The sequence below is a fragment of the Legionella parisiensis genome, from assembly GCF_001467945.1.
GTDB classification, from domain to species: domain Bacteria; phylum Pseudomonadota; class Gammaproteobacteria; order Legionellales; family Legionellaceae; genus Legionella; species Legionella parisiensis.
In genome coordinates this window covers 1,141,632-1,168,507 of record NZ_LNYQ01000013.1, presented here as the reverse complement: position 1 = coordinate 1,168,507, position 26,876 = coordinate 1,141,632, and the positions used below count along the sequence as shown (strand labels likewise).

Here is a 26,876-nt window from a genome sequence, read left to right as displayed (position 1 = left end):
ACAGGCTTTTTCGTGCCCAAATGGATCCTGCTGTACGCAGCAAGGCTACCTAAATAATAAAGGCTGTTAAGCCCTCTAGGTGCGTTCTTGTAATTTCTTGGTTAAGTCAATCAATGCAAATGCTTTTTGATCAAATATTTTTAATGCATCAAGAGCAGTTTGATAATGCTTGTTGATCTCTTCTTCTAATTTTTTTTTGGAAAATAAAGTTGCAAATGTTATTTTTTGGTTGGCCAAATCAGAAGAACGACCTTTGCCCAATAGCTCGGTAGGAGCAAAACGATCCAAATAATCATCTTGCATTTGAAAAACCAGGCCTAAATGGCTCGCATAGATTCGTAAAGCCGTTTTATATGCTTCAGGTGCTGAGTGAGCATTCAGAACCATTTCTATGCAAGCTAAAATAAGACGTCCAGTTTTAAGGTAGTGAATTTCTCTTAGCGTCTCTTCGCCAGTAGATGATTTTGCCAACTCAGACAAGTCCAGACTCTGCCCACTCACCATGCCGCTGATGCCGCTTGCTTTAACCAGCTCAAGAGTGATCGCAATGACTTGTTTGGGTGGCAGCAGGGGAGAAAGATGAGTTAATAGTACTTCAATGGCCAAGGCTTGCATGCCATCTCCTACTAAAATCGCTGTTGCCTCATCAAAAGCTTTATGACAACTGGGTTTGCCACGGCGAAGATCATCATTATCCATGGCAGGGAGGTCATCATGAATTAAAGAATAACAATGCGTTAATTCGATTGCTGCAGCAATAACATCCAGAATTTTGAGATCGAGATCAAATATATTCCCAGTTAAATAGACCAAAATAGGTCTGATTCTCTTTCCTCCAGGGAAAAGAGAGTAATTTATTGCAGAACATATCGTTGTCGCAGGTACAGAAGAGTCATTAATAATCTGCTTGAGAAATTCTTCGTGCCTTTTTATGTAGTTACTAATCACTTAATTGTTCATCCGATCTAGGTTCTGCAGAGGTTAAAGTTTCTATTTTTTGCTCTGCCTTTTGTAATACATCCTGACATTGTCTGGCCAGACTAATCCCTTTTTCGAATTGTTTAAGCGAGTCTTCTAGAGAGAGTTCTCCTTTTTCCAGTTGTCTGACAATTTCCTCTAGTTCCGTGATGGACTGTTCAAAATGCATGCCTTGGCTCATAGATTTTGTCCTGATTGTGCAAAATGTACTGATTATACTGAGTTGTTCTCAGGATTCAATGTAAGAAAACTAATTTTTACGTCCCCCCACGACTTGTTCGCGGGCCGAGACGTAGTAAGTCAGTGTACTATTTATTAAATATGGCTCAACACATTAATTCTTCTGATCAGAAAATTGATGTTCCTTCAGGAGTATCCGTACTAACAATCATGATTCGCTAAGATAAATCGTGTATATTAGAACTCTTGCAAAAGCTCTATAAAACTGAAGCGGATGGAATAAATATGAAAACAAAGACCCAATTTGTCTGCAGTCAATGTGCCGCAATTTTTAAGCAATGGGCTGGACAGTGCACCCATTGTGGCGCATGGAATTCGATTGCAGAAGAGGGTATGTCAGTAAGTCGAAACGCGCGCAGCGGGTCATGGGCAAATCAACGTTCGGTGATCACTGCCGTAGAAGATGTGGTCATGGATAATGAACTACGGATGGATTGTGGCTTATCAGAACTTAATAGAGTACTTGGCGGTGGTTTGGTATATGGTTCTGTGGTTCTTATTGGGGGGGATCCAGGCATTGGTAAATCCACTTTGTTATTGCAGACTCTAGCTAATCTCTCGATGCAGGAGGCTGTTTTATATGTAACGGGAGAGGAATCCTTGCAGCAAGTCGCTATGCGAGCCAAACGTCTGGGTTTGCCTTTGGCAGGGTTAAGACTTTTAGCAGAGACACAGGTTGAATCAATTATTGCTCAAGCACAAAAAGAGAATCCTAAAGTGATTGTGATTGACTCGATTCAAACTATTTTCACGGAAACGATAAGTTCTGCTCCGGGTGGGGTAAGTCAGGTGCGTGAGTCAGCAGCACAATTAGTTCGTTTTGCCAAATTGACCCAGACAGCAGTATTTCTGGTGGGACATGTTACGAAAGAGGGTGCACTGGCAGGACCTCGGGTTTTAGAGCACATGGTGGATAGTGTTTTATATTTTGAAGGTCAAAGCGACAGCCGTTTTAGAGTAATTCGTGCTATTAAAAACCGTTTTGGCGCAGTCAATGAATTGGGTGTATTTGCAATGACAGATAAAGGCTTAAAAGAAGTGGCTAACCCTTCAGCGATTTTTTTATCGCGCCAACCAGAGCCTACCTCAGGCAGTGCAGTTATGGTGACTTGGGAAGGCTCACGCCCTATGTTGGTTGAAGTACAAGCACTGGTTGATGAGGCACACGGACAACAATCCAAACGCGTCACTGTTGGCCTTGAGTCGAATCGCTTAGCCATTTTACTTGCTGTATTACATCGACATGGAGGAATTGCTACCTATGATCAAGATATTTTCATTAATGTAGTGGGTGGCGTAAAAGTAACGGAAACGGGTTCCGATTTGGCATTATTAGCTGCTGTAGTATCTAGTTTACGCAATCGGATTTTTGATAGGGAAACCATTATTTTTGGTGAAGTCGGTCTTGCTGGTGAAATTAGACCGGTACAAAGTGGACAAGAGCGATTAAAAGAAGCAGCAAAACATGGGTTTAAGCGTGCTATAGTGCCTTTTGCCAATGCCCCCAAGCAACATAATTCTTCAATGGTTATCGAACCTGTTAAATATTTGCATGAAGTTCTGGAAAAAATGTAGCTCTTGGATGTAATCTGGATAAAGTGAAACATGCAGGGATGTTTTTTCCGCTTTTCCGGTTGTACTTCGTTTGACCTCGTCTACAATGATTCGTGTTGTAGCGCTTCAAAAAATTATGCATGATAAAAATATAAAGTCTTTACCTTTTTGATGTTTAATCAACTATAGGAGCAATGATGACTTTTCCAGCCAAGCTAAAATTTGCATTTATGGATATGCTAACCCGCAACAAAATTTCATACACTCAGGGTTGGTCAAATTTTATGGGGAACGTACGCAATCCCTCTGCTGTGGTTGTTGATGTAGAAAATGAAGAACAGGTCCAATTAATCATGAAAGAAGTAAAACGAATGAATGAGAATAGGACTCCAAAAGATAAAATTACATTAAGAGCTACTGCCGGTTGGGAAAATAAAGATAAATCTGAAGGCTGTTGCTTTTTTCCCTGGTCTAAAGTTCAGGACGACAAATACGGTAAAGGGAGCTTTTCTTTTTCAGAAGTAGTAGGCGGCAGAGCCTCGCCTCAAGGCGAAGGCACAGACATTATTATTCGCTTCAAAAAGAAATATCACAAAGCGAAAGTTCTTGGGCCTCTAGAGAGCAAACCGGCTTGGTTTAATCCAGATAATCCAATTCATCAGCTTCCTGCATCACTGGTCGAAGTAAATGCAGGAATGCAAATAGACGACTATGTAGAATTTTTACGGAAAAATAATCTCTCTTCAACCACGCTTAGTATGCTCAGTTGGGCGAGTCTGGTGGGATTAGTAGGCACTGGCGGTCATGGCACCGGCCGTGATGAATCAGCTGTTAGTGGCTTGATTGAGTCAATAAAAGTGTGTGATATGGATGGAAACATTCGTGAGTTGACTCCTGACCATCCTGATTTTCAAACGTTACGAGCAGCACATAGCGGTTTTTTAGGAGTTGTTCTTAGTGTGAAAATGCGTGCTGTGAAAGCATATAATTTACGTGAGACAATCGCATTATTCCACAACACTGAAGAAATGAAAGGTAAACTGGGAGATATCTTAAAGAATAATCACTACGTGAGTGTTATGGGAATGCCAAGCTCTTCCAAGTCTAAACTTGGTGAAAACATTCACCAGTGGCAAGTGCGTATGTGGAATTTCACGACTGAGAAACCAACTCAAAATAGCAAAGCTACTTATCTGCCATCAATTACTTCGTTACTTCAGGAGCTGGGAGTGAAATTAGGTGAGGATTTAATGGATTTTCTCGTTAATTCGGACTTAAAAGTTTTGTTGCCGGAATTTATGTTAATTGCTGCAGCTCAATCAATTGAAGCACGTGGAACAAAGCCTATAGTCGATTTTGAAAACCATATTACGCATCCGCAAGTGGCTTTCCCCGAAGAACTCCGTGATGTGGATTATTTTATGCCTGTGAAAGATGACAAGGCAGGGGAGCATTTGGAAAATATTTTGCAGCAAATTGAATTGCAGGTAAACAAGTCGGCAAAACGTGGAGAATATCCGATTACTTATGCAGTGTACGTTCGCTATTTGAAAGGAACTAATGGCGGATTGTCTACAACAGGTACGAGTGCACAAGATGAGCATGTTATTGCTTTGGATGTTGTCACACATCCTCAAGCACAAGGTATTGCTCGTTTTGAAAAAGAGTTTTTAGCGTTTTTGAAAGAACAAAAATTAGACGTAAGGAATCATTTAGGTAAAAATTTTCCAGCTGGCGTGGTTCGTTATGCCCAGTTCTTGGACTCTCAAAACATGAAGCAATTTATAGCAGCTGCGGAACGTTGGAATGCAACACCGAACAAAGATGATGGAGCAGAACGTTTGGCTATGGCTCCTTATTACACAAATTATTTCCAGGAAATGCTTGATCTGAGTCCAGGTTTGGAAAGTGAGTTGGAGAAGAAGAGTATCGTATGGGAAAATCTTTCACCAAAAACGGAACCAATAGAATATACTAAAGAGGAATATGTAACATTTTTAACCCGTTTATGTGAGGTAATTAATTTAATTCCAATACAGGGCGAGGCAGCAAAAAATGCCAAGGCGACTTTTTTAAAGACTTGCCAGCTTGAATTGGAAAATCGAAGGCTGCGTGATTTGGTTATTGCTTAAATTTGAAGGTATTGTCATTCCTGCGCAGGCAGGAGCACCTTGCCAATATAAAAATGGGTTCCTGCCTGTACGGGGATGACAGATTTGAGTAGAGTTAAATCTAAGTCCCGGAGGCTATGGGTAGCATAGGGCGAGAATAAGGTGATATATGGACATAACTCCCTTTTTTAAATTAATGGTAGATCGCGATGCTTCTGATTTGTTTTTTAGTGTGGGAGCTCCTCCTAATATTAAAATCGAAGGAGTTATTTCACCTGTAGGGCATGCGCCGCTCAAAGCACAGCAAATGGCTGAAATTGCGTTATCATTGATGAATGATGATCAGCGTAAAGAATTTGAGGCTACTTGGGAACTTAACATGGGCCTCTCTATTTCAGGAGTTGGGCGTTTTAGAATTAACTTATTTCGTCAACGCGGCGATATCTCCATGGTGGTGCGTTATATCCAGAACAAGATTCCCTCGATTGAGCAGTTAAATTTACCCCCAATTTTAAAATCGATCGTTATGGAGTTGCGCGGCCTCGTTTTAGTAGTAGGTGCTACAGGATCAGGTAAATCAACCACATTGGCGGCAATGATTGATTACCGTAACGAAAATCAAAGCGGACATATTTTAACTATTGAAGATCCTATAGAGTTTATTCATCAACATAAAAAATCCATAGTCGACCAACGAGAGGTGGGTATTGATACAATGAGCTATGATAATGCATTAATCAATGCAATGCGCGAAGCCCCAGATGTAATTCTGATTGGTGAGATTCGGGAACGAAGTTCTATGAAACATGCTATTGCTTATGCAGAAACAGGACATTTATGTATTTCAACACTGCATGCCAATAATGCGAATCAGGCTATGGATCGCGTGATTAATTTTTTTCCTGAAGATGCACGCAAACAAGTATTGATGGATTTGTCACTTAATTTGCGCGCTATTATTTCAATGCGTCTTATTCCTGGCTTGAATAACCAACGCATGGTAGCCGTGGAGTTATTACTTAATACACCCTACGTTTCTGATTTGATTGAAAAAGGAAAGATTGATGACATTAAAGAAGCCATGGAGCGAAGTACAGAGCAAGGCATGCAGACTTTTGATCAGGCTTTATTAAAATTATATCGAGATGGTGCAATTTCCAAGGAAAATGCAATTAAATATGCTGATTCAAAAAATAATGTCGGTCTGCAAATTCGTTTAAACAGCGCCGACTTTGATTCACAAGATGATAATCTGACAATAGAAGAGGATTGATTTTTTTGGTCTCTATGTTAAAATTTAGGACAATTTGATTTCGATTAAGATCTATGATTCATGCCTGAATTTTTCCAACTTGAAGACATTGAACTAGGTCCTGCTTCACATGCAACGGGTCATGAAACGTACCTGCATGCGATATATACTCCTCCCGATAAAAAAAGACCTCCTTATCGAGTCATAGGTAAGAAAAATAAATACGGTCGCGCTGAACTCTCTCGTTTGGAAGTGATGTTTGGGCAATTGGCTCGTTTGCTATTATTATCTAATTTAACGCCTCTCAGTAATCTGGTAGTTGATGCTGACAATAATGTTGAGGGTTTGGCAGTGGAGCATCTTGGCTATGTCATCGCAAACAATGAAAAGCCAGGCACCTTTTTTTATGCTTTTAAGGACGAGGAAACAGGATGTGACTATGACCCTCCAACACAATACGATGATCCTACTCAAATACCCATTTATTTTATGGATAAAGTGCCTCAGGGATTTTATGCAAGTTTAGTCGAAGCAGAGATAGATGGAAAATTAACCATTGATTATGAATCTTTAGCCAGTATTCTCGCTACTTCCTATACCTTGGAGGAGGATGATTTACATAAAGGAAACTATGGTTTTTATCTGGTAGATCGAGCAGGGAAACCCCAGGTAGTATTCTTCAAAATTGATCATGATTTGATGTTTGTAGACAGTATCATGGGGTTTCATACCCGTCGCCCTTTCCATTTACTGCATGGTCCTCATGCTTTTGATATCACAAAAAATGATCTCAAATCTCTGGTATGTTTAGCCAATTCATCTAATTCCTATTGGCCAACAAAATTTGGCTATATTTCTAATCCTTTTGACAATAAAGAATGCCATAACTATGCTGATATTAATGCCTTCTCCCGCTTACTCAATAATCCTCAATTTATCCAAGCAAAATGGAAGTCTTTTTTTAAGCATATTTTAACTCCGAATGAGCTCATAATGCAGACATTAGAAGAATGTGCGGATATGAAGAAGGCATCTGATCGGGCAGAGGTCGCGTTAATGACTCAAACTGCCGTAGCACGGCTTGCGCGTTTGCGGGCGGCACTGTTTTCGATAAAAGAATTTCGCAACTATGTGAATGAATTGGAAGAAGATCAAATCCGGGCTTTATTTAAAGAAATCATACCTCCAAATTTGACTGAAACGCTTGAGCAACAGGTACAGGATACTTTTAATCAATATCGAAATTTGTGTAGAAATGCTGATGGATTTGAGAAAGGAGATACACCGTTACATATAGCAATCAGGCTGGGTGAATATCGTTACGAAGAAACTATAAGCATGTTTAGCGAGTTTATTAATGTAGAAAATGCTGCTGGTGAAACTCCCCTTGATATTGCATTGGAACTGATTCGCTCTGGGAACATAGATGAAAAAGATGTGCAGAAAAATGCAAAGCTAATCAGCAAGCATCTAATTGAGAATGGAGCGGATATCGCAAGAAAATACTTCGATCTCATGCCAATGATTCACGCTTATGCTTTTAATAATCCTTATCTGGAGGGAATTAATACCAGCATGCACTATAGATCCTTTAAGGCTATTTTAACCCAGATAGGTGAGGATCATCGATTTTGCCTCAAATATAAAAAAAATTTGGCACGTGAATGCATTGTGCAGTTTATCAAAGTGAACGAGGGGCGACCTGATTTTGAGAAGCGATTGGAGCGATTAAGAGATGATATAAACGGGTATTCATCTGAAGAAGAATCTGCGGGTGTAAAATATATACGCCAGTTACGCAGCAGGTTCTGGATTATTCGCCAGTTGCGGGGGTTATATGGTTGGACCTCAACGCAATGGGAAATTCATACAATGATTAATAAAGCGCTGGTAGGGAAAAAAGTCAAGGAACCCAGTTCTCTTTCATTCTTTTCTTGCAGTGATGAAATGGAAAAACCCTTTGCTTTTGAGCCGCAGGTAGTGATCTGAAACCTCTTGCGCTCACGTCTTACTTTTCTTCCAATATTCTTATCTCTTGCCTCTGGAATAGGTGTGACACAGCGGAACCAGGATTCATCTATTTATTTTTATTCAGACCCCTATGAGTTAATGCGTTTGCATCTGCCCTAATTGGAAGGGATAATTATGTCGGCAACGGGCGTAGGCGGCGCCAATCTTGGCAGGATTGGGATAAAATGCATAGTGGGTTGCTTTATATGCACAGCAGGGGACTGCACTGACAAAACAGCCTCTTTTCGCGTTCCAGCGATAACGGCCGTCTTCAGCAAGCTGCAATGTTCTGCCATCAAAACATACATAACGAGGCTGTGAAGGAATCTCACCAATGACACAGCCTTGAGCATAAGCAAAATGTGCTAATGTTAAGGAAAAGCCAAATAGTATGATTTTCATCACTTAATCCTTTAATCTTGCTATACTAATATATAAAGTTAGTTCATCTTACAGTCTTTATTCAAGCGGAATGTACTTATGCGATGAAAATTTAATGTTTAGTTAATAAAATAAGTTTAAAATAAATACATAATGGTTTGCGGAGTGTGTAATTATGGCTAGGAATAAAGAGTTTTTACAAACGTTACAAAATACTTCTTTGTTGAATGGATTAGGAACAACAAAAGAGATAACTGACGCGTTAGATGCAATATTAAGAGTTGATGCAGCTCAAGCAAACGATTTTCGTAATGCTGTGTGTGATCATCAGGCACTTTGGAAGCATATTGATCCGGTATATGAAGTGTCTAAATGGAAGATGAAAGATGGTAGGACAGGAAACGACCTATTGGACGCAAGGGACACTACTGATACGTTCCTGATGATGAAACAAGCCGCAGCTGAACAACGAATAAAATTTGGTATCAGTGCAATAAAGGATCAAAGCGTACTCTTACAAATTTTATCTCATAATACAGATGAATGTAGGGCTTATTTGGCGACAAAAGTTCCTGAAATCACTGGAGCGCACGGCTGGGTACCCTCAGTAAAACCCCCTTTGGTAGGAACTGTCCAACCTCCGGATACTAATAGCTCCACCAATATTTTGACTGATGATGCGATTAAAAGAATTAAACAACAGGCAGCGAATCAATTTTTGACAACAGTTATCGCTGAAGCAAAAGCAGATAAACTTCAATTATTAGAAAATCTTCTTACACATAAAAACGATCCGCATAATTTAAAGCTTGCTATGGAGGCATTGGGTATTCCTGTACGTTCAGAACAATTGTTTGCCCAATTAGATCCAGCTCTTAAGCGCGCAGTAAAAGATCGTGTAGACGTTCTAAAAAATGAAATTGCTATAGCTAAATTTAAGGAAGAACTGCAAAAGTTTGAAGACAGTCTTAAAAAACCTGAGGATCTTTTGAAAGAAACCGGGCTTTTAGGTAAAGACACAGTTCCCTTCCTTAATGATGTGGGAGCAAAGTTCCCTCCTCCTCCTCCCGACGATTATATAAATAGGGCGAAAGGTGATGGAAACGTGAAAACGCTTGTCGAAGACATGCATAAGCGTTTATGCGCTAAATACGTTGAAGAAAAATTAAAAAAAGTTTCCCCTATGAATGTAGTTCATATGGCTGAGGTATTGAAAGAAACGACTCATGTTGGAATAAAAACTAAAATAGACACTCATGGTTTTATCCCCGAAGCTCATATCCGTAACCGAGCTATAGTGGATAATCCAGAGCAAAACCGTTTATTTAAAGCGTCTTTAATAAAAAGTTATGTAAAGGAATTAACAGGTACACCTAACAAAGCGATTATTGAAAAGCTTGCCAAACCAGAAACAGACATTAAGGAAATTAGAAGAGAGTTAGCAGCAAAAATAGGTAATGGTATCACCGAGGGGCATTTAGAGTGCCTGCAAGACTCTGATTTGAAAGAGATAAAAGAATCTGCTCGTCGTGAAGCATTCAAGTTGTTAGCTGGAGAAGGAAATCATTCTAAATTAATTGAAGCATTTAGTTCGTTGCCTGATAAAAAACAACAGGAGCTCCTTAACCTTAAGCCTGAGAGCTTCCGTTCTATATTGAATGCAAAGACTAAAGGAGAACTCAAGTTTTATTTGGGAAATGATGTTAACGGAAAAGACGATTATCTTGTAGGGATAATTACAGAAAATAAAAGCAATGCTTTTATAAAACAAATAAATAATATTGAAATAGTGAAGATTTTGGTTGGTTTAGAATCGCCTGTCACAATTACGGGATTGAACTCTGACAAAATTAAAGCAATCAATGATATTTTATTGGCAAAGCGTGCCGTTGATTTGGCCCAGGATGCCAACATAGCTGATTATAAAGCGGTGATTGATGAGCTTTTCACGCAATGCGGAATAACAAACGATGTTGCTGGTCTTAATAAACAAAATTTTTATGCAGCATTCAATTTAAATCCAGCAGGGACGGCTTTTGTTAATCGAGTAGCTGTAGGTGGTAATACAATCAGCGATAAAATCCAAACGCAACATAGTCATAACCAGCAATTGTATGCTAAGTTGCATACCCTTAGAAATCCCGTGGGCGCTCCTCCCCCCCCTCTTGAGCCTGGTTACGAAAAATTACTGGATGTTTTATTAAGGGTAGAGAAACAAGCCCCACTTAATCCTGATGCTCCAGTGAACTTACGAGATGAATTTTATAAAAGCTCGACTTTAGATAAATTTCTTACTGCCTCTCAGTTGCTACAACCTGTAAAAGACCAACTCAAACAGCAACTTTCTACTGAGGATTTTAATAATATACGAAAAGGACTCAAAACCGATACAGCTAAAAGTACTAATGTAAATGATACCACTAAAATAAAGAATGATATCGATGAAGCAGAAAAAGCCTATGAAGTGGTTGAAGAAAGAACTCAGGCGCTTAAAGGGCGTCTGAATGATATAGCTGTCATTGTCGACATTAGTCCGAGTCATGGCAAGAAGGCCCCTCAATTTGTAGGACAATCCCAGGAAAAACTTAGAAAATCTCATGAGACCTATAAGTCTTTACAAAAAGAGTGCTTGAATAGTATCAGCTACTTGGATAAAGCGTACAAAGAAATTCAAGCCTTAAGACCTACCATCCCTGTGCCGCTGCAAAATCCTCCCGCAAGTAATCAACAGGTAGCAGATCGTGCAAAACAAATAACAGAAGCAAAGCAGTTGGATAGGAATATTAACTATCAACTCAATGAATTGTCAGTTCTATTGGATAAGTATCGAACGGCCTATAAGGTAACAACAAAAGAGATATTACCTGCACTTGAAAAGGCATATAAAGACTCTGAGAGAGTAACGTATCAATCTTATGATCTTACAATCACTCGTCGGAGCCATAAAGATGCTTTGAATATGGGGCATAAATATACCGATCCAGATGATCCCCACATCATCGCTAAACCAAAAGTTCGAAACACTTCTGTTCTGCCGGGGCAAACTCCTGAGTCACTTTTTAAATCAACGGGAAAACCAGGCACAGACGAGGTGATCTGCTTTGATACATCTAGAAACGCAACCGTTGTAGTTCCAGATCCTACTAATCCAAGGAGTGGTGTAAATAAAAGCGTCACTATTGAAGGACGTTTTACTTATGATCCCTCACCCAAAGGCGGTATTTCTGGAACGATGACGGGAACTGATGTTACACGAGCTATGCCAGGAAAATATGAGGTCGTACAATCTCCTAAGGATAATGACACGGGCAAGCATAGAGGGAAGGAAGTAGTAGATGAGCAAGTCGATTTTTATATGAAAATGGCTTCACAGATCCTTTCTAATGTCAAACTCCCGCTTAATAAAAAAATAGTAATAGAGGGTGTTCGTGGCAAAGAGGACGAAGTAAAATTTTTACACACAGCATTACTTCTTACTGGTGAAAAGATAGGCCTTAAACCTGGTGACTTTAAGGTTGTTGGCGATGCTAATTATAATCCGCAAAATGAAAGAAAGAAAACAGCTGGCATAGACAGAGGATTTTCTGATACCTCTTGGTATAAGCAGCATTTCGAATCCAGAAAAGATGGAATTGTCAAGAATCATCTTGAAAAATTCGAAGACCAACATAAGGACAAGAAAACGCAAGCAAAGAAAACAGAAAAAGTAAGTAGCAACCTGCAAAGTACTATGAAGGAAGAGTTCAGTGTGGGAAGGGAGATTGAGAAAGAGACTAGGGAAAAACAAAAACAAGAAGGCATATCGCCGGAGGTTGCACGAGTAATAGCTAATAATAGTTAATGTTATACACTAATAACACTAATGAATAACAATAAGGGGTTATACAATTGAACTCAAACCAATTGGCGATTGGTGTATTTGACTCAGGGATGGGTGGTTTGACTGTTTTGCGTGCGTTACGAGAGGGGTTGCCGCAAGAATCATTTATTTATTTAGGGGATACTGCTCGACTTCCATATGGTACTAAAAGTCCGGATACCGTAAAACAGTATGCCATGCAAATGGCAAAATTGCTGGTAGAACGACGAATTAAGGCATTAGTGATTGCTTGTAATACCGCAACGACAGCAGCATTGTCCTATTTGCAAGAAATGTTACCTGATATGCCGGTACTTGGAGTAGTGGCTCCAGGTGCGGCGGCAGCAGCTGCAGCGACTAAAAACAATCGCATTATTGTTTTGGCGACTGAAACAACCATTGCATCGAATGCATACCAGAAGCTTATTACCCAACAATTGCCCCAGGCCATCATTAATACTCGAGCATGCAGCGTTCTGGTTGCTTTAGCAGAAGAAGGAATGGTGACCAATCAAGTAGCTCGCGAGGCCTTAAAGCATTATCTGGATGGTTTTACTAACGAAGATACAGTTCTGTTAGGATGTACGCACTTCCCGGTATTTAAGCCTTTGTTAAACAAGTTACTCCCTCAAGGCGTTACTATAGTCGATTCAGCACATGCAACGGCGCTGGCACTGCATCAGTTGCTCGAAAAACAGGATTTGTTGAATGATGCTCCTTCTTTAAGTTGTAGAGTAGATTATTTAGTAACTGATTCAATCAAACGTTTCCAGATTGTAGGCGAGATATTTTTGGGCGAACAACTGATGTTAGATAATATTGAACTTGTGGATGTGAAATCCTAAGATGATTTCATGGATCTTAGGGGGCGAAGCTGAGCCCTAGCTTCAAGCTCAGAGTATTAAAGCTTTCGTTTCATTCAATACGCAAGTAACTCTGTCATCCCCGCACAGGTCGGGCTCCATTTTTAAATTGGTAATGTAACTCATCAGGGATTGGATTCCTGCTTACGCAGGAATGACATAGTCTGCTTTTGTTCTTGGTTTGACGGCTATGAAGCCGTGATATGGGTGGAATTATTCTTCTTTAGGCGGGCGGTTCATTAGATTTTGGACTACCTGTTTTGGACTAATTTTTCCCTGTAAAAGGGCATTAATTTGCTCACAAATAGGCATTTCAACGTGATGTTGTTTGGCGATAAAGCAGACTTGTGAGGCGTTATATTTTCCTTCTACCACTTGACCAATTTGCTTTTCTGCCTCAGGGATACTGATATTTTTACCCAGAAGTAAACCAAAACGGCGGTTTCGTGATTGATCATCTGTGCAGGTTAAGACTAAATCCCCCACACCGGCCAAGCCAAGGAATGTCTCTGCTCGAGCCCCTAAAGCAAGCCCCAAGCGTTCCATTTCTGCTAAGCCGCGTGTGATTAATGCTGCTTTGGCATTCGCTCCATATCCCAAACCATCACTAATACCACACCCAATCGCTAAAACATTTTTAATCGCACCGCAAATTTGGACACCAATCAGGTCATCACTCAAGTAAACACGAAGATTATTGTGGTGAAGCAATTCACGGATTTCTTTTTGATACTCTGAATCATTAGAGGCTAAAGTCACAGCCGTAGGTAAAAAATTTGCTACTTCTTTGGCGAATGATGGTCCTGAAATAATTGCTTGCGGAAAGGTGGAACCAAAGGTTTGACTCACTAAATTGCTTAGTAATTGATGGCTTTGTGGATCAATTCCTTTAGTTAACCAGGTTAAGCCACGAGGTGCATTTTTAATTTTAGTAATAATTGTTGCAAATGCATGGGAGGGCACGGCGATAATGAGGTAACTGGCTTCGTCTATACACTGCTCAAAATGAGCTGTGGGTTCCAGGGTTTTAGGAAAATCGATACCAGGTAAATAGCGTGAGTTTGTTTTTTTTTCCTTCATAAGAGCAACATGCTGCGGATCATGTCCCCAGAGCAAAACGCGATGTCCTGCTTGGGCTAGATGAATTGCAACTGCAGTGCCCCACGAGCCGGCACCTAATATAGCAATATTTTTTTTGTTCATTTTATGCTCTTAAACAGAGGTTAAATAGCGCTTGGGTGCAATGTCATTAAGTTAAAGAATTTTATCTCCCTTTAACGACTTGGCTTGTCCCTGAGGAATAGTTTTTACCTTACGTACCGCGCTTTATGTGCGGCATCCAGAACGATGCTTTGAAGTATTGCTGAGTTTTTTAAAGCAAAATCTCTGGATACAGTACATAAAGCGCAGTAAGTAGAGAGGTTTTATAAAAATTTATCATTTAATGAGCGTGTATCTATTCCTCAGGTTTGTCCTCAGAGACTGTTTTTCAGTGTACGTACTTATACTTATTAAGCTTGACCTTCTTTTTGTTTTTCTGCAACTTGCTGCATATATAATGCATCGAAATTAATGGGTGCCAATACCAGTTGGGGGAAACTACCGCGAATTACTTGCGAAGTAATCGCTTCACGAGCATAAGGGAACAGTATATTGGGGCAGAAGCTATTTAATAAATGGTCTAATTGGTTTTCAGGAGCACCCTGAATGGTAAAAATACCTGCTTGTTTTACTTCCACCAGAAAAGCTGTAGTTTTTTTGTTGGTTACTGTAGTCGTCACTGTCAAAACAACTTCATAAACGCCTGCCTCAAGTTGGGTGTTGCTGGTGTTGATTTCAAGATTCAGTTCAGGTTCCCATTGTTGCTGAAATACAGCAGGGGTATTCGGTGTTTCAAAAGATAAGTCTTTAGTATAAATTCTTTGAATCATGAATTGAGTTTCATTTTGATTTTGTTGTGTTTGGTTTGCTTGTTCACTCATGATATTGTTATCCTCTTAGTAATTGGTCGAGTTTTCCCTGGGCATCCAGGGCATATAAGTCATCGCAGCCACCAATATGTTGGCCATTAATGAAAATTTGCGGTACAGTCCGCCTGCCGCTTTTGGTTATCATTTCATCACGTAATTCTGGTTGCAAATCAATACGAATCTCCGTAAATGAAGTGTGCTTTAGTTGCAATAATTCCTTGGCTTTGACACAGTATGGGCAATAAGCAGTACTGTATATAATCACTTCAGCCATAATTTATTTCCCTTTAATCAGAGGTAGCTCAGCATTTTGCCAGGAAGTAATTCCACCGCTAAGAACATGGGCTTGGTAACCTTGAGCGCGAATTTTGCTGGCGATAGTTTGAGCTTCAACAGCTCGTGCAGCGATTAGAATGAGCGGTACATTCTTATATTTATCCATTTTTTGTTGTTCAAAATCTTCGCTTTTGACATTGATTGAATCAATAATATGCCCTTGTTTAAAAGCTTCTTTCTCACGCAAATCAATGACTACAGCATTTTCATTATTGATTAAATCAACAGCGGTCTGGGGAGTCAGTTCTTTTGCTTTCTTTTTTTGCGTGACTAACTCATTGATAAAAGTAAGGAGTAAAATCACAATGAGGGCGAGCCATAGCTGCCAATGATTCATGATAAATTGACCTAAATGTTCCATGTTCTCTCTTGATGTTATATGAATATAATGTAGCGAATTATCCCCAGAATGAGGTCTTAACGCAAGTATAGGAATTATTTAAATGTAGCCTGGGCGTAGCGTACTGAAAGCTGGGAATAAAAATGTGCATTCAAAATCCCGGATTTTGCTACGCGGCACCCAGGCTACGATTCTGGAGGTTGATCTTTCTTTCTTTTGAGGAGTACATACACGGCGCCGCTTCCGCCATCCTTGGGTAAAGCACTATGAAATGCCAAGATCTCATCTAACTGTGGTAACCAGCGGTTCAATAAATTCTTAATCACAGGGGGTGCACCAAGATAACCTCCTTTGCCATGAATAATGAGTAAGCACTTTTTGCTGCTTTCTGTCTGAGTCTGAATAAAGTGACATAAGATATCACGGGCTTTGTCACTCTTTAAACCATGTAAATCCAAACGGGCTTCCCATGGGATTTTTCCATATTTTAATGCTTTAAATTGCTGGTTGGAAAGGCTTGGGCGGGTATAGGACAAAATTGTTTCAGAAAAAACGGTGTCCACAATCGTATCAGATAAGTAATATTCTTTTTTCCTTTGGGTTTCCAGGGATTTATTTTTTTTAGGCTGAATTGAAGGCTTAGGCATTTCAACTTTTACCCGTTTTGTTTTTTCATTTAATGGTTTTACCGAACGCATGGATTCGCGAAATAGGGCTTTGTCCTCATCGGATAAAAAATCATCAGCCATTTTTTACTATAAATAATTGAGTGATATTTGAAGTATAACCCAGATTGTTAGGCTGCTTGAATAAGCCTTTCTTTGTAACTCGCTATGGAGAATTGCTTCATATTTCCTCGCTTATCTATCCTGATGAGTTTCCGCAGCAGCCTAAATAAACTTGAGTTACACTTGGCTTCACCGCGATTACTACTTTTGTTGATTAACATAGGGTACAATTTGTACTTTTTCTTAATGAGAATTAACATCCAATGAGCAATTATATACTTAAGGAAACGGAAGAATTAGTCACAATTTTGGATTTTTTACGTTTTAGCGTGTCTTGTGCAATTAATGCAAATTTGTATTATGGTCATGGCACCGATAATGCTTGGGATGACATGCATTCATTGATTCTGAGAAGCTTGTCTTTACCTTATGATTTAGAGTCAAACTGGCTTAATGCACGTTTAACTGCGAGTGAAAAAAAACATTTATATCAACAACTGGAAAAGCGCATTAATCAACGTGTGCCCGTTCCCTACTTGATAAAAGAAGCTTATTTTTGTGATATTCCATTTTATGTAGATGAACGCGTCCTTATTCCTCGTTCGCCCATAGCTGAGCTCATAAAAAATGAATTTTCCCCCTGGATCGATCCGGATAGAGTACATCGAGTTTTGGATTTGTGCACTGGCAGCGGATGCATTGCTATAGCGTGTTGCTACGCTTTTCCTGAAGCAGAGGTTGATGCAGTTGATATTTCCAGCGAAGCACTTGCCGTTGCGGCAATTAATCGCGAACAGTTAGGTGTTGAGGATCAACTAACTTTAATTGAATCAGATTGCTTCTCGAAAGTGCCTCAGGTAGGCTATGATTTAATTGTCAGCAATCCTCCGTACGTAGGTAAGGAAGAGATGCAAATGCTACCAGATGAGTTTCGCCACGAGCCTGTTTTGGCTTTGGAAACAAGCAATAATGGACTGGCTATTGTTGAAACAATTCTCCATAATGCCCATGATTATTTAAACGAACAAGGCATTTTGGTTGTAGAAGTAGGGAATAGTGAGGCGGCTTTATGTGATGCTTATCCCCATGTCCCTTTCACCTGGCTTGAAATGAGTTATGGTGGGCATGGTGTATTTTTATTAACTAAGCAACAACTACAAGAGTACTTTAATGTCCGGTAATACATTTGGAACTTTATTTGCAGTAACCACTTTTGGTGAAAGCCATGGCCCTGCTATTGGTTGTGTGGTTGATGGCTGCCCTCCAGGGCTGCAGCTGCGGGAAGAAGACATCCAACCTTTCCTGGACAAACGAAAACCTGGACAATCCAAATACACAACACAACGCAGAGAGGAAGATAAGGTTCAAATTCTTTCTGGTGTTTTTGAAGGTAAAACTACAGGTGCGCCTATTGCCTTGTTAATTCATAATACTGATCAACGATCTCGGGATTATGAAGAAATCAAAAATTTATTTCGTCCGGGACATGCGGATTTTACCTATTACCATAAGTACGGTCATCGAGATTATCGTGGAGGTGGGCGATCTTCCGCACGCGAAACAGCGGCACGTGTAGCAGCCGGAGCAATTGCTCGATTGTATTTACAACGTCATCTAAATTTGGAAATAGTGGGTTATTTACAGCAAATGGGTGATTTGGTTTTGCACTTTGAAGATGAGGCAGAAATTAATAATAATCCTTTTTTCTGTCCCAATGCTACTCAAATCCAGGATCTTGCCGATGCAATCGAGCATTTAAGAAGGGAAGGAGATTCGGCAGGTGCTCGGGTAAAGTTAATCGCTAAAAATGTGCCTGTAGGATTGGGTGATCCTGTATTCGATAAACTGGATGCAACTTTAGCTTATGCTATGATGTCTATTAATGCAGTTAAAGGCGTTGAGGTAGGTGCAGGATTTTCAGCAGTGAATCAATTGGGGTCAGTACATCGCGATCAAATGTCACGCCAGGGATTTCTCAGTAATCATGCCGGTGGAATTTTAGGGGGCATTTCCACAGGACAAAATATAGAGGTTAGTATTGCATTAAAACCGACTTCGAGTATAACTACTCCAGGAAAAACACTCGATGTTTTTGGGGATGAAGTGACTGTAGTCACTAAAGGTCGGCATGATCCCTGTGTGGGAATTAGAGCTGTGCCAATAGCCGAAGCAATGATGGCTTTAGTGTTGATGGATCATTATTTGAGACATAAGGCATTAACCAATTAATAATTTTTTCCAAAAATCTCTACAGCGTATCCATAGAGAGTACAACAAAAAGACGCTACAGACGGCTAAAGAGATTCTGGATACCGCGCATAAAGCGTAGGATTGAATTTAATGGCAATGAGATTACATGTTCCCTCCTAATTAAGAGAGGAAATACTTAAGATATAGAAGAGGTTAAGAATGAGCAGAGAATTAAATATAGCCATTGTTGGTGTCACTGGTGCAGTTGGTGAAACTTTTTTAACTGTACTGGAAGAGCGGGATTTTCCTGTAAAGACTCTTTATCCATTGGCTAGTTCTCGTTCCGTAGGTAAAACAGTAACGTATAAAAAAGAGCAATTGGACGTTTTAGATCTCGCAGAATTTGATTTTAGCAAGGCCGATATTGCTTTATTCTCAGCGGGTGGTTCTGTATCTAAAGAATATGCACCTAAAGCTGCTGCAAGCGGATGTGTAGTTGTCGATAATAGCTCGTGTTTTCGTTATGAAGAGGACATTCCTCTGGTTGTTCCGGAAGTTAATCCACACCGTATTGCTGAGTATAAAAACAGAGGCATTATTGCCAATCCCAATTGCTCCACGATTCAAATGGTAGTTGCCCTGAAGCCTTTATATGATGCAGCAGGTATTACTCGTATCAATGTCGCGACGTATCAATCTGTTTCGGGTACTGGGAAAAAAGCTATTAGTGAGTTGGTTTCACAAGTAGGGGATCTGTTGAATGGCCGGCCTGCCAATGTCAGTGTTTACCCCCAACAAATTGCTTTTAACGCGATTCCGCATATTGATCAATTTGAAGACAATGGTTATACCCGTGAAGAAATGAAGATGGTGTGGGAAACACGTAAAATTATGGAAGATGATAATATTATGGTCAATCCTACAGCGGTTAGGGTGCCAGTTATTTATGGACACTCCGAAGCCATTCATTTGGAACTAAAAAAGCCTTTAACAGCTGAAGAGGCACGTCAAATTCTTTCTAAAGCTCCGGGTATTAAAGTGGTGGATAATGTGAGTAAAGGAAGTTATCCAACTGCACTAAAAAATGCGATAGGTCATGATGCAGTATTTGTCGGTCGAATCCGACAAGACATTTCACATCCCAATGGATTAAATTTGTGGGTAGTTGCAGATAACATTCGTAAAGGCGCTGCGTCTAATGCCGTGCAAATTGCTGAAATTCTGCAACGAGAATATTTATAGCTCCAAATGGCACCGGCCTATTTAAAATTTGCTAGATTGAGTCGCGAGACCTTGATTTTCGAGTACCGAAGCGCAATATATATAAGTATGTGAGTATCGGAGCACAGCAAAGCAAGATCTTGCGCTCAAGAGAGTAGCGTTATAAATAGGCCTTAAAAATCCTCCTACTTTTTATAACGTACGTTATACTTTGATTAACACAATTGGATTTTTGAAAATATGCTAAATGAATATTATTTAACCGATGATATCGATGAGCCTGTTCTCGCGAGTAGTATTTTATCTTATGCTACTCATAATGTTTCTGCTAAACGGTATCATGAATTAAAGACAGGATATATCCCCTGGGAAGCAAAACTGGACCTTTCTGAATTACAGCCCGAGAGTGCCCGCAATTCCTTGTTGGAATTTATTCGAAAACAGGTGAAAAATAATAAACAATGCATACTCATTATTCATGGTGTAGAAGGCCCTAAAAATGCTCTCCCTCTAGTAAAGAATTTAATCAACCACTGGTTGCCACAAATCCAAGAGGTTGCAGCTTTTCACAGTGCACAACCTAAAGATGGTGGCATTGGTGCAGTGTATGTTTTGCTTAAAACAACCCAGGATCTTCCGAAACCAACTCGCATCGAAAAAAGTACCTCCTTTTTAGTTGTTGAGACTAAGGCTATGGAACGTCAGAGACGTTTGGCCGAACAGCAAGGGGAGCGAAGGATCGCATTAGTGAAAGCTAGAGAACACTCTGACTACGAAGCTCAGCCCGGTCCTGAAGGGGAGTTGCAAAATAATATTTTGCAACATCCAGCATTAGATAGTCAGCGTTTTGATGGTGTTGATTCTCCTTTAAACCCTGAACCTCCATTAAATACCGAGGCGCGGCGAGAATATGATAATGAACGACGTAATCAGGAGCAAGAAAAGCAACTGCGTTTAGGTCATATGCCAAAATTTACCAATACACCTAAACCTAGAGGTCCTTATTAATGACAATAGCAAGTGACATAATCAGTCATCGAATGCCTGATTTTGAAGCTTACCTTCGAGCAGGAGAGTCGTTAGATGACATTGATGAATACGGTTTTACGCCTCTAATTGAGTGTGTGATTACGCGTCAAATTGAAATTGCTGAGCAACTAATTGTTCGTAAAGTTGACATCAATAAAGCGGATGTAACCGGGCGTACCCCTTTGCATTGGGCTGTAGATAATAATGATGTCGCGATGGCGGAGTTGTTATTAAATAACGGAGCAGATCCCAATGCCTATACGCGCAATGGACTATCTATTTTGGTTTATCCTGTATTGCGCAATCAGGAAACACTCAAGCATTTACTCTATCAAAATGGTGCTAAGCTTGATTTTGCCCTTGATTTTATTAATGGCAAATTGATAGGACATCGTTTTGAATTACAAGGAGATGTGGATATAGTCAATGCCAAGGGTGAGTTTATTGAACTGGATTATGAAGGATTTATCCTTGAATTTACTGTTGCAGTCATAAGAGATGCCTTAAGGCGTTTTATCAGTAGTTATTCAACCCGACATTTGCGTGAGTATTTTCCCTTGGCCCATGTCATCATGGATGCATTTTTACTTGCAGAAGAGCTGTTGCAATATCAACACTTGCCTTTTCTGGATAAACAGCATATGCAGCGACTGAATGATTTATTGAAAGCTCCTATGTTAATTCTTCCGGCAGCAAGTCGTGGTCATGCCATGGGTTTTATCCGTTTTGGCCAATGGTGGGCAAAAATTGATCGAGGGGAAAACAGCCTGCAGGAAGGAAGTGTTAATATCTATAAAATTACTACTCCTGAAGCACTCAATGCACGTTTTTTACAAAGTTTTCTCTATAAAAAACAGCCAAGACGTTATTTTCACCAGCAGATTAATCAACAATTAGGTTTGGTACCAGTGACAAAAATGCCGATTAGTTCACAAATAAGTGGCAATTGCTCTTGGGCTAATATACAAGCGATTGTAGCGGTTGCTTATGCGATTCAAAAATTGGAGCAAAGCAGTGTTTTTAATTCAGACTCTGCTATGGCCTTTTATAACGAGTGGGTAGCATGGGATAAGGAACGGGCTATAGATGAATGCATCCAACGTTTTTATTTGGCTAATCCTGTGCGTAAAGCAAGCATTGCGGCAATGCTAGGGGGTGTTTTATTTCAAGCATGCAACTACGCTAACAGGCGGCATTTAGAGATGGCGGAGAAAATACTTAAAATTTTAACTCTCCCTGATTATGAGTACATTTTGAAAAGTTATCTTGAAGAATATTGCATTAAAAGATTAACAAAAAAAGGGAATAATTTGCTTAAAATTCTTGATGATTGCGGTATCAATCCTAATATTGGTGTTAATCCCATTGCCACTGATTTATGATTTTCTAGCCTTTCGATGTTCAAGCTACAAAGGTCATTTCACTTATTTTTTCGGCTATAATCAAAAGGTAAGTACTACCTTATTCTAGACAGGGAGATCATTATGTTAAAGTGGGCCCTCATCTTTTTAGTTGTTGCCATTGTTGCAGGTTTATTTGGTTTTCGTGGGATTGCGTCTACGGCTACCAGTATTGCCAAAGTGCTCTTCTTTTTGTTTATTATTATTTTTCTGGCATTTTTGATTTTGAGTTTATTTGGAACCGCATCACTTACGGCGGTACCGTGATCCGGATGACGCGAGGCATGGAAAGATAACAAAGGGAATCAGTTATTTGTGCCAGGATACCTAAATAATAAAGCAGAGCTGTCTTAACTTTTAAAATTAAGACAGTTTGCTAGATGTTTGACTTTCTTTAAGTTGGACCTATTGGGCTGCACAGTTACCCATAGAATTTTTTATGTTAGGGATGCGATATCAATAACAAAACGATAGCGAACATCACTTTTCACGACGCGTTCGTATGCTTCGTTGACTTGTTGTATAGGGATTAATTCAATATCAGATGCGATGTTGTGTTTGCCGCAAAAATCGAGCATTTCCTGAGTTTCTTTAATGCCTCCGATCATTGATCCCGCTAAACTTCTACGTCTTCTTATCATGGAAAATGGATTAACGGGGATGGACTCTTCTGGAATACCAACAACGACCATGGTTCCATCGCGCTTCAGTAAATTGATGTATTCGTTCCAATCGATTTTTGCGGAAACAGTACAGATGATAAGATCAAAATAATTAGTTAATTTTTGAAAAGTCTCAGGATCCGAAGTAGAAAAAAAATGATCTGCGCCCATGCGTTTACCGTCCGCTTCTTTACTCAGAGAATGACTCAATACAGTTACTTCAGCTCCCATTGCATGGGCTAATTTAACTCCCATATGTCCAAGTCCGCCTAAACCTAAAATACCTACACGTTTTCCAGGGCCAGCATGCCAATGTCTTAGAGGGGAGTAAAGAGTTATTCCTGCACAAAGAAGGGGAGCTGTCGCATCCATCGGTAAATTTTTAGGAATTTTCAGGACGTAATTTTCATCCACGACAATTTTGGTAGAGTAGCCGCCTTGAGCAAGGTTGCTACTATTTTGCTCAAGATTGTTGTAGGTTAAAGTCATCCCTTTTTCGCAAAACTGTTCTATTCCTTCATGGCAGCTTTCGCATTGTCGGCAAGAATTAACAAAACAACCAACACCAACAGGATCACCCACCTTAAACTTCGTAACGGATGAACCTACCTGACTTACTACACCAATAATTTCATGTCCTGGAACCATTGGAAATAAAGAGCCACCCCATTCGTCTTTCACTTGATGGATGTCTGAATGACAAATACCGCAATAATGGATGTCAATGAGGACATCATTTTTCTCAACATCGCGGCGAACAAATGAATAAGGGGTGAGTGGAGCTTTTGCACTTTGAGCAGCATATCCTTTTACTGGTATCATTCAAAACTCTCCTTGTGTGTTCAGTAATTGTGGGGCTGGGAACCTTATAAAATTGCCCTCCGGATGATTTATTTTTTGGCTGGTGAACATATAGCCCTTAATCCAGAGTAGCGTTTTAACAGAGCATTAAATCCTGAGCGAAGGTGAAGCTCAGGATTTAATAGATCAACTTTATTCTTTTATTGCCGGTTCTCTTTTTTTATTGCTCTCTCCTTTGGCAGCAGAGGATTTAATATTTCCTTGCTGTTGGGGTCCTTTTCTACGATTTTGACCTGAAGAAGCTTGAGCTTGACTCGTGCTTGGACTGGTTCTTTGCTGTTGATTACCACTGGGCCGGCGTCGTCGGTTTTGTGGTCTTCTGTCTCCAGGACCTTTGGATGTTTTTGTTTGAGGTTGATTGCGGCTATTCATTCTTTTAGATTGGCTTTGGGGTGCCGTACTTAAAGAATCTGGTTGCCCACTTCCAAATAAACTTGACCATAAACGTTTGATAAAACTAGCCTGGGAACTTTTTACAGGTGGATGTTCTGTAAATGATTTTACCGCAGGTTCATCACGTAAAGAGGCTTCTCCCTCATTACTGGCAACCTGTAATTCCGGTTGTTGGATTAAAGTATAACTGGGCTTTTTAGATTTACCCACATTATCTTCTTTTAGACGCGTGATTGAATATTGTGGTAAGTGCATATAGGGATTGGCGATAATCATTACTGAGACGCTATGTCTTTTTTCAATCTCTCGAATGAAAGTGCGTTTTTCATTGATGATGAAGGTTGCCATTTCCGCAGGAAGTTGTACTTGTATTTCAGCGGTCTTTTCCTTTAATGCTTCTTCTTCAATTAGACGCGTAATAGCCAGCCCATGAGACTGAATGTTACGAACAGTACCACGCCCCTCACAACGTGGGCAAACTTCCTGAGCACTCTCACCCAATGATAATCTGAGACGTTGACGAGACATTTCCAAAAGACCAAAACGAGAGATACGTCCAATCTGGATACGTGCTCTATCTGCCTGTAATGCTTCTTTCAAGCGATTTTCTACATCACGTTGATTTTTACTGGAGCTCATATCGATAAAATCAATAACGACCAAGCCACCCAAATCACGTAGACGCAACTGACGGGCAATTTCATCAGCGGCTTCGATATTTGTATTGAAGGCTGTTGCTTCAATATCTGCCCCACCTGTTGCTTTAGCTGAGTTGACATCAATTGAAACCAGAGCCTCGGTTCTGTCGATCACCAAAGCACCTCCAGAAGGCAACATCACTTGCCGTTGAAATGCAGTCTCTATTTGGCTTTCAATTTGATAAAAGTTAAACAAGGGGATGCTGCTATTATAGAGCTTCAGATTTGGTAAAAATTCTGGTTTTACTCGCTCAATATATTGTTTGGCTTTGATGTAAGAAATCTGATCGTCAATGATGATTTCGCTGATTGACTTGCGTAAGTTATCGCGAATAGAACGAATGATGACATCACCTTCTTGATGAATCAAACAGGGAGCAAGCTCTGTATTATAAGCTTGTTTGATTGATTGCCATTGATTGCACAGCATATCCAGGTCATCTTGCAATTCTTCTTGGCTTTTACCTACTCCGGCTGTGCGGATAATAAGTCCCATATCTTCGGGTAAAGTCAGTGCATTGAGTGTTTCACGCAGCTCATCGCGCTCGTCTCCTTCGATACGTCGTGAGATACCACCAGAACGAGGATTATTAGGCATTAGAACCAGATAGCAACCGGCTAAGGTAATGAAAGTTGTCAGCGCGGCACCTTTGCTGCCCCGTTCTTCTTTATCTACTTGGACCAGTAATTCCTGGCCTTCACGGATTAACGCAGTAATTGGTGGTTTTTCATCGCCAAATTCGTCAGGATTTTTGCTTAGATATTCAGGTGCAATTTCTTTGAGAGGCAAAAAGCCCTGACGTTTAGAACCGTACTCTACAAAAACAGCATCGAGGCTTGGCTCTCGTCTGGTAACGGTTGCTTTATATATATTCCCCTTTTTTTTCACTTCACCAGGACATTCAATATCCAGGTCAAATAAATAACGGTCTTTCACAAGTGCAACACGAACCTCTTCAGTTTGTATTGCATTGATTAACATTTTTTCCATCTATTACCCCATAATTGGGCGCAGCCATTTAAGCTGAGATAGTATAAGGCTCAAAAAATACCTTAGAGGTTCAATTTGATTTACTGACATTTCTACGTTATTGGCTGATGTCGCGATTTTCCGTGCTACGCTGCATACAGTAGTATGCTTTATTGCACTGTTTGGAACCCCGGGTTTTTCACCGCAAGTAGGTGATAGATCAGTAGAATCTGGAATCGAACAATAAGCGATGTGATCTTTAGGCGAACCCATGGCCGTGTGAACAGACCTTACGCATGTTCCCTGCTTAACCGACCTCTTTTGAAAAGTAGAGGATAATTGCGGTGTGGATACGTTGCGCGAATCCCCATGTACTGATACGTACACTCCGGTTCCGCGCTCCGCTCCTTCCGGCATTTGTCTCTCTGCAGCGAGTTTCGAAAGAGGTCTAATTAGAGGTGCATACTGTGAAATATACTGGTTACAAATCAAACGGGTTGAAATATGAAGCCAAAGGCGTGCGAAAACCCTGAAGTAATTCGTAATCGGTATAAAGCATGTCTGGCATGCGTAGGTTTCTGTCAAAAATATGCTCAATTTATCTCTGGCATTGGGTCGCTTCCTTATATCTTTTAGCTTAAATGGAAGCGCTATTTTTTATTTAATAATATTTAACACGTAATTATTCATTTAGGTTGGGTTAAACCCCCATTTCCTCAATGACTAGCATATACTTTAAAGTAAATAGTCACGCTTTTTATTTAAATGCGTTATAATTCGGTTGCATGGAAATTTTCCCATGCTACGGGTGATCATATCAAAAAAATCAC

Annotated in this window: 23 protein-coding genes; 12 read left to right on the top strand and 11 right to left on the bottom strand. The window is 40.0% G+C overall.

Annotated features, from left to right (window positions below):
• Window positions 1–75 precede the first annotated feature (75 nt).
• Entirely contained in the window at window positions 76–948 is an 873-nt protein-coding gene (locus Lpar_RS11240; RefSeq protein ID WP_058518024.1) for a polyprenyl synthetase family protein, read from the bottom strand.
• Window positions 941–1,159, bottom strand: a complete 219-nt coding sequence (locus Lpar_RS11235) for an exodeoxyribonuclease VII small subunit (RefSeq protein ID WP_058518023.1) — start codon at window positions 1,157–1,159, stop codon at window positions 941–943. The genes Lpar_RS11240 and Lpar_RS11235 overlap by 8 nt, the downstream gene beginning before the upstream one ends.
• A 284-nt stretch (window positions 1,160–1,443) precedes the next feature.
• Here Lpar_RS11235 and radA point away from each other — a divergent pair, with 284 nt between their 5' ends.
• The 4 genes from radA to ankK all read left to right on the top strand — a co-directional run bounded on the left by radA (window position 1,444) and on the right by ankK (window position 8,124).
• A complete protein-coding gene (gene radA, locus Lpar_RS11230) occupies window positions 1,444–2,793 on the top strand; it encodes a DNA repair protein RadA (protein ID WP_058518022.1) in 1,350 nt (449 codons plus the stop codon).
• 176 nt (window positions 2,794–2,969) lie between these two features.
• A complete protein-coding gene (locus tag Lpar_RS11225) occupies window positions 2,970–4,904 on the top strand; it encodes an FAD-binding oxidoreductase (RefSeq protein WP_058518021.1) in 1,935 nt (644 codons plus the stop codon).
• A gap of 148 nt (window positions 4,905–5,052) precedes the next feature.
• Window positions 5,053–6,156 (top strand): PilT/PilU family type 4a pilus ATPase, encoded by a 1,104-nt coding sequence (locus Lpar_RS11220; RefSeq protein ID WP_058518020.1) that lies wholly within the window; start codon window positions 5,053–5,055, stop codon window positions 6,154–6,156.
• 60 nt (window positions 6,157–6,216) lie between these two features.
• Window positions 6,217–8,124 (top strand): Dot/Icm T4SS effector AnkK/LegA5, encoded by a 1,908-nt coding sequence (gene ankK, locus Lpar_RS11215; protein ID WP_058518019.1) that lies wholly within the window; start codon window positions 6,217–6,219, stop codon window positions 8,122–8,124.
• A gap of 117 nt (window positions 8,125–8,241) precedes the next feature.
• On the opposite strand, the gene Lpar_RS11210 is transcribed toward ankK, so the two are convergent.
• Window positions 8,242–8,547 (bottom strand): hypothetical protein, encoded by a 306-nt coding sequence (locus Lpar_RS11210; RefSeq protein WP_115341217.1) that lies wholly within the window; start codon window positions 8,545–8,547, stop codon window positions 8,242–8,244.
• 154 nt (window positions 8,548–8,701) lie between these two features.
• Between Lpar_RS11210 and Lpar_RS11205 the strand changes: the two genes are divergently transcribed.
• Together Lpar_RS11205 and murI are read left to right on the top strand one after the other, a co-directional pair.
• Window positions 8,702–12,367 (top strand): hypothetical protein, encoded by a 3,666-nt coding sequence (locus tag Lpar_RS11205; protein ID WP_058518017.1) that lies wholly within the window; start codon window positions 8,702–8,704, stop codon window positions 12,365–12,367.
• A 47-nt stretch (window positions 12,368–12,414) separates the two neighbouring features.
• Entirely contained in the window at window positions 12,415–13,230 is an 816-nt protein-coding gene (gene murI, locus Lpar_RS11200) for a glutamate racemase (RefSeq protein ID WP_058518016.1), read from the top strand.
• A gap of 231 nt (window positions 13,231–13,461) precedes the next feature.
• Here the strand turns inward: murI and Lpar_RS11195 are convergent, their stop codons facing one another.
• The 5 genes from Lpar_RS11195 to Lpar_RS11175 all read right to left on the bottom strand — a co-directional run bounded on the left by Lpar_RS11195 (window position 13,462) and on the right by Lpar_RS11175 (window position 16,643).
• Complete coding sequence (locus Lpar_RS11195) at window positions 13,462–14,451, bottom strand: NAD(P)H-dependent glycerol-3-phosphate dehydrogenase (RefSeq protein ID WP_058518015.1); 990 nt, start codon at window positions 14,449–14,451, stop codon at window positions 13,462–13,464.
• Between the two features lie 308 nt (window positions 14,452–14,759).
• Window positions 14,760–15,230 carry a protein-export chaperone SecB gene (gene secB, locus Lpar_RS11190; RefSeq protein WP_058518014.1) on the bottom strand — a complete coding sequence of 157 codons (471 nt, stop codon included), beginning with the start codon at window positions 15,228–15,230 and terminating at the stop codon, window positions 14,760–14,762.
• 7 nt (window positions 15,231–15,237) lie between these two features.
• Window positions 15,238–15,492: a glutaredoxin 3 gene (grxC, locus tag Lpar_RS11185; protein ID WP_058518013.1), complete on the bottom strand. Its 255-nt coding sequence runs from the start codon at window positions 15,490–15,492 to the stop codon at window positions 15,238–15,240.
• Between the two features lie 3 nt (window positions 15,493–15,495).
• On the bottom strand, window positions 15,496–15,915 hold the full coding sequence (locus Lpar_RS11180; protein ID WP_058518012.1) for a rhodanese-like domain-containing protein: 420 nt from the start codon (window positions 15,913–15,915) through the stop codon (window positions 15,496–15,498).
• A gap of 164 nt (window positions 15,916–16,079) precedes the next feature.
• On the bottom strand, window positions 16,080–16,643 hold the full coding sequence (locus Lpar_RS11175; RefSeq protein WP_058518011.1) for a Smr/MutS family protein: 564 nt from the start codon (window positions 16,641–16,643) through the stop codon (window positions 16,080–16,082).
• Window positions 16,644–16,885: 242 nt separating this feature from the next.
• On the opposite strand from Lpar_RS11175, the gene prmB reads away from it, so the two are divergent.
• The 6 genes from prmB to Lpar_RS11145 all read left to right on the top strand — a co-directional run bounded on the left by prmB (window position 16,886) and on the right by Lpar_RS11145 (window position 22,729).
• Complete coding sequence (gene prmB, locus Lpar_RS11170; RefSeq protein WP_058518010.1) at window positions 16,886–17,803, top strand: 50S ribosomal protein L3 N(5)-glutamine methyltransferase; 918 nt, start codon at window positions 16,886–16,888, stop codon at window positions 17,801–17,803.
• Entirely contained in the window at window positions 17,793–18,851 is a 1,059-nt protein-coding gene (gene aroC, locus Lpar_RS11165) for a chorismate synthase (protein WP_058518009.1), read from the top strand. Before prmB ends, aroC begins: the two co-directional genes overlap by 11 nt.
• Before the next feature lie 180 nt (window positions 18,852–19,031).
• Window positions 19,032–20,054: an aspartate-semialdehyde dehydrogenase gene (locus tag Lpar_RS11160; RefSeq protein ID WP_058518008.1), complete on the top strand. Its 1,023-nt coding sequence runs from the start codon at window positions 19,032–19,034 to the stop codon at window positions 20,052–20,054.
• Between the two features lie 219 nt (window positions 20,055–20,273).
• Window positions 20,274–21,041: a Smr/MutS family protein gene (locus Lpar_RS11155; protein WP_058518007.1), complete on the top strand. Its 768-nt coding sequence runs from the start codon at window positions 20,274–20,276 to the stop codon at window positions 21,039–21,041.
• The gene (ankH, locus tag Lpar_RS11150; RefSeq protein ID WP_058518006.1) at window positions 21,041–22,444 is read left to right on the top strand and encodes a Dot/Icm T4SS effector AnkH/LegA3; all 1,404 of its coding nucleotides are present in this window, start codon (window positions 21,041–21,043) and stop codon (window positions 22,442–22,444) included. Before Lpar_RS11155 ends, ankH begins: the two co-directional genes overlap by 1 nt.
• A 102-nt stretch (window positions 22,445–22,546) precedes the next feature.
• Window positions 22,547–22,729, top strand: a complete 183-nt coding sequence (locus Lpar_RS11145; RefSeq protein ID WP_019234766.1) for a DUF1328 domain-containing protein — start codon at window positions 22,547–22,549, stop codon at window positions 22,727–22,729.
• A 170-nt stretch (window positions 22,730–22,899) separates the two neighbouring features.
• Here Lpar_RS11145 and Lpar_RS11140 read toward each other — a convergent pair whose 3' ends face one another.
• From Lpar_RS11140 to Lpar_RS18545, 3 genes are all read right to left on the bottom strand, one after another.
• Window positions 22,900–23,946, bottom strand: coding sequence for an NAD(P)-dependent alcohol dehydrogenase (locus Lpar_RS11140; RefSeq protein WP_058518005.1), 1,047 nt, complete (start codon window positions 23,944–23,946; stop codon window positions 22,900–22,902).
• Between the two features lie 171 nt (window positions 23,947–24,117).
• Complete coding sequence (locus Lpar_RS11135) at window positions 24,118–26,067, bottom strand: Rne/Rng family ribonuclease (protein WP_058518004.1); 1,950 nt, start codon at window positions 26,065–26,067, stop codon at window positions 24,118–24,120.
• A gap of 3 nt (window positions 26,068–26,070) precedes the next feature.
• Entirely contained in the window at window positions 26,071–26,631 is a 561-nt protein-coding gene (locus Lpar_RS18545) for a hypothetical protein (protein ID WP_156416202.1), read from the bottom strand.
• Window positions 26,632–26,876 lie beyond the last annotated feature (245 nt).

Excerpts from the sequence above, each read along its gene's own strand:
- Lpar_RS11145 (WP_019234766.1), top strand. The coding sequence starts at position 22,547 with ATGTTAAAGTGGGCCCTCATCTTTTTAGTTGTTGCCATTGTTGCAGGT.
- Lpar_RS11140 (WP_058518005.1), bottom strand. The coding sequence starts at position 23,946 with ATGATACCAGTAAAAGGATATGCTGCTCAAAGTGCAAAAGCTCCACTC.
- radA (WP_058518022.1), top strand. The coding sequence starts at position 1,444 with ATGAAAACAAAGACCCAATTTGTCTGCAGTCAATGTGCCGCAATTTTT.
- ankK (WP_058518019.1), top strand. The coding sequence starts at position 6,217 with ATGCCTGAATTTTTCCAACTTGAAGACATTGAACTAGGTCCTGCTTCA.
- Lpar_RS11225 (WP_058518021.1), top strand. The coding sequence starts at position 2,970 with ATGACTTTTCCAGCCAAGCTAAAATTTGCATTTATGGATATGCTAACC.
- secB (WP_058518014.1), bottom strand. The coding sequence starts at position 15,230 with ATGAGTGAACAAGCAAACCAAACACAACAAAATCAAAATGAAACTCAA.
- Lpar_RS11235 (WP_058518023.1), bottom strand. The coding sequence starts at position 1,159 with ATGAGCCAAGGCATGCATTTTGAACAGTCCATCACGGAACTAGAGGAA.
- Lpar_RS11135 (WP_058518004.1), bottom strand. The coding sequence starts at position 26,067 with ATGGAAAAAATGTTAATCAATGCAATACAAACTGAAGAGGTTCGTGTT.
- Lpar_RS11175 (WP_058518011.1), bottom strand. The coding sequence starts at position 16,643 with ATGGCTGATGATTTTTTATCCGATGAGGACAAAGCCCTATTTCGCGAA.
- Lpar_RS11180 (WP_058518012.1), bottom strand. The coding sequence starts at position 15,915 with ATGGAACATTTAGGTCAATTTATCATGAATCATTGGCAGCTATGGCTC.
- aroC (WP_058518009.1), top strand. The coding sequence starts at position 17,793 with ATGTCCGGTAATACATTTGGAACTTTATTTGCAGTAACCACTTTTGGT.
- Lpar_RS11160 (WP_058518008.1), top strand. The coding sequence starts at position 19,032 with ATGAGCAGAGAATTAAATATAGCCATTGTTGGTGTCACTGGTGCAGTT.
- grxC (WP_058518013.1), bottom strand. The coding sequence starts at position 15,492 with ATGGCTGAAGTGATTATATACAGTACTGCTTATTGCCCATACTGTGTC.
- ankH (WP_058518006.1), top strand. The coding sequence starts at position 21,041 with ATGACAATAGCAAGTGACATAATCAGTCATCGAATGCCTGATTTTGAA.
- Lpar_RS11205 (WP_058518017.1), top strand. The coding sequence starts at position 8,702 with ATGGCTAGGAATAAAGAGTTTTTACAAACGTTACAAAATACTTCTTTG.
- Lpar_RS11210 (WP_115341217.1), bottom strand. The coding sequence starts at position 8,547 with ATGAAAATCATACTATTTGGCTTTTCCTTAACATTAGCACATTTTGCT.
- prmB (WP_058518010.1), top strand. The coding sequence starts at position 16,886 with ATGAGCAATTATATACTTAAGGAAACGGAAGAATTAGTCACAATTTTG.
- Lpar_RS11195 (WP_058518015.1), bottom strand. The coding sequence starts at position 14,451 with ATGAACAAAAAAAATATTGCTATATTAGGTGCCGGCTCGTGGGGCACT.
- Lpar_RS11155 (WP_058518007.1), top strand. The coding sequence starts at position 20,274 with ATGCTAAATGAATATTATTTAACCGATGATATCGATGAGCCTGTTCTC.
- Lpar_RS11220 (WP_058518020.1), top strand. The coding sequence starts at position 5,053 with ATGGACATAACTCCCTTTTTTAAATTAATGGTAGATCGCGATGCTTCT.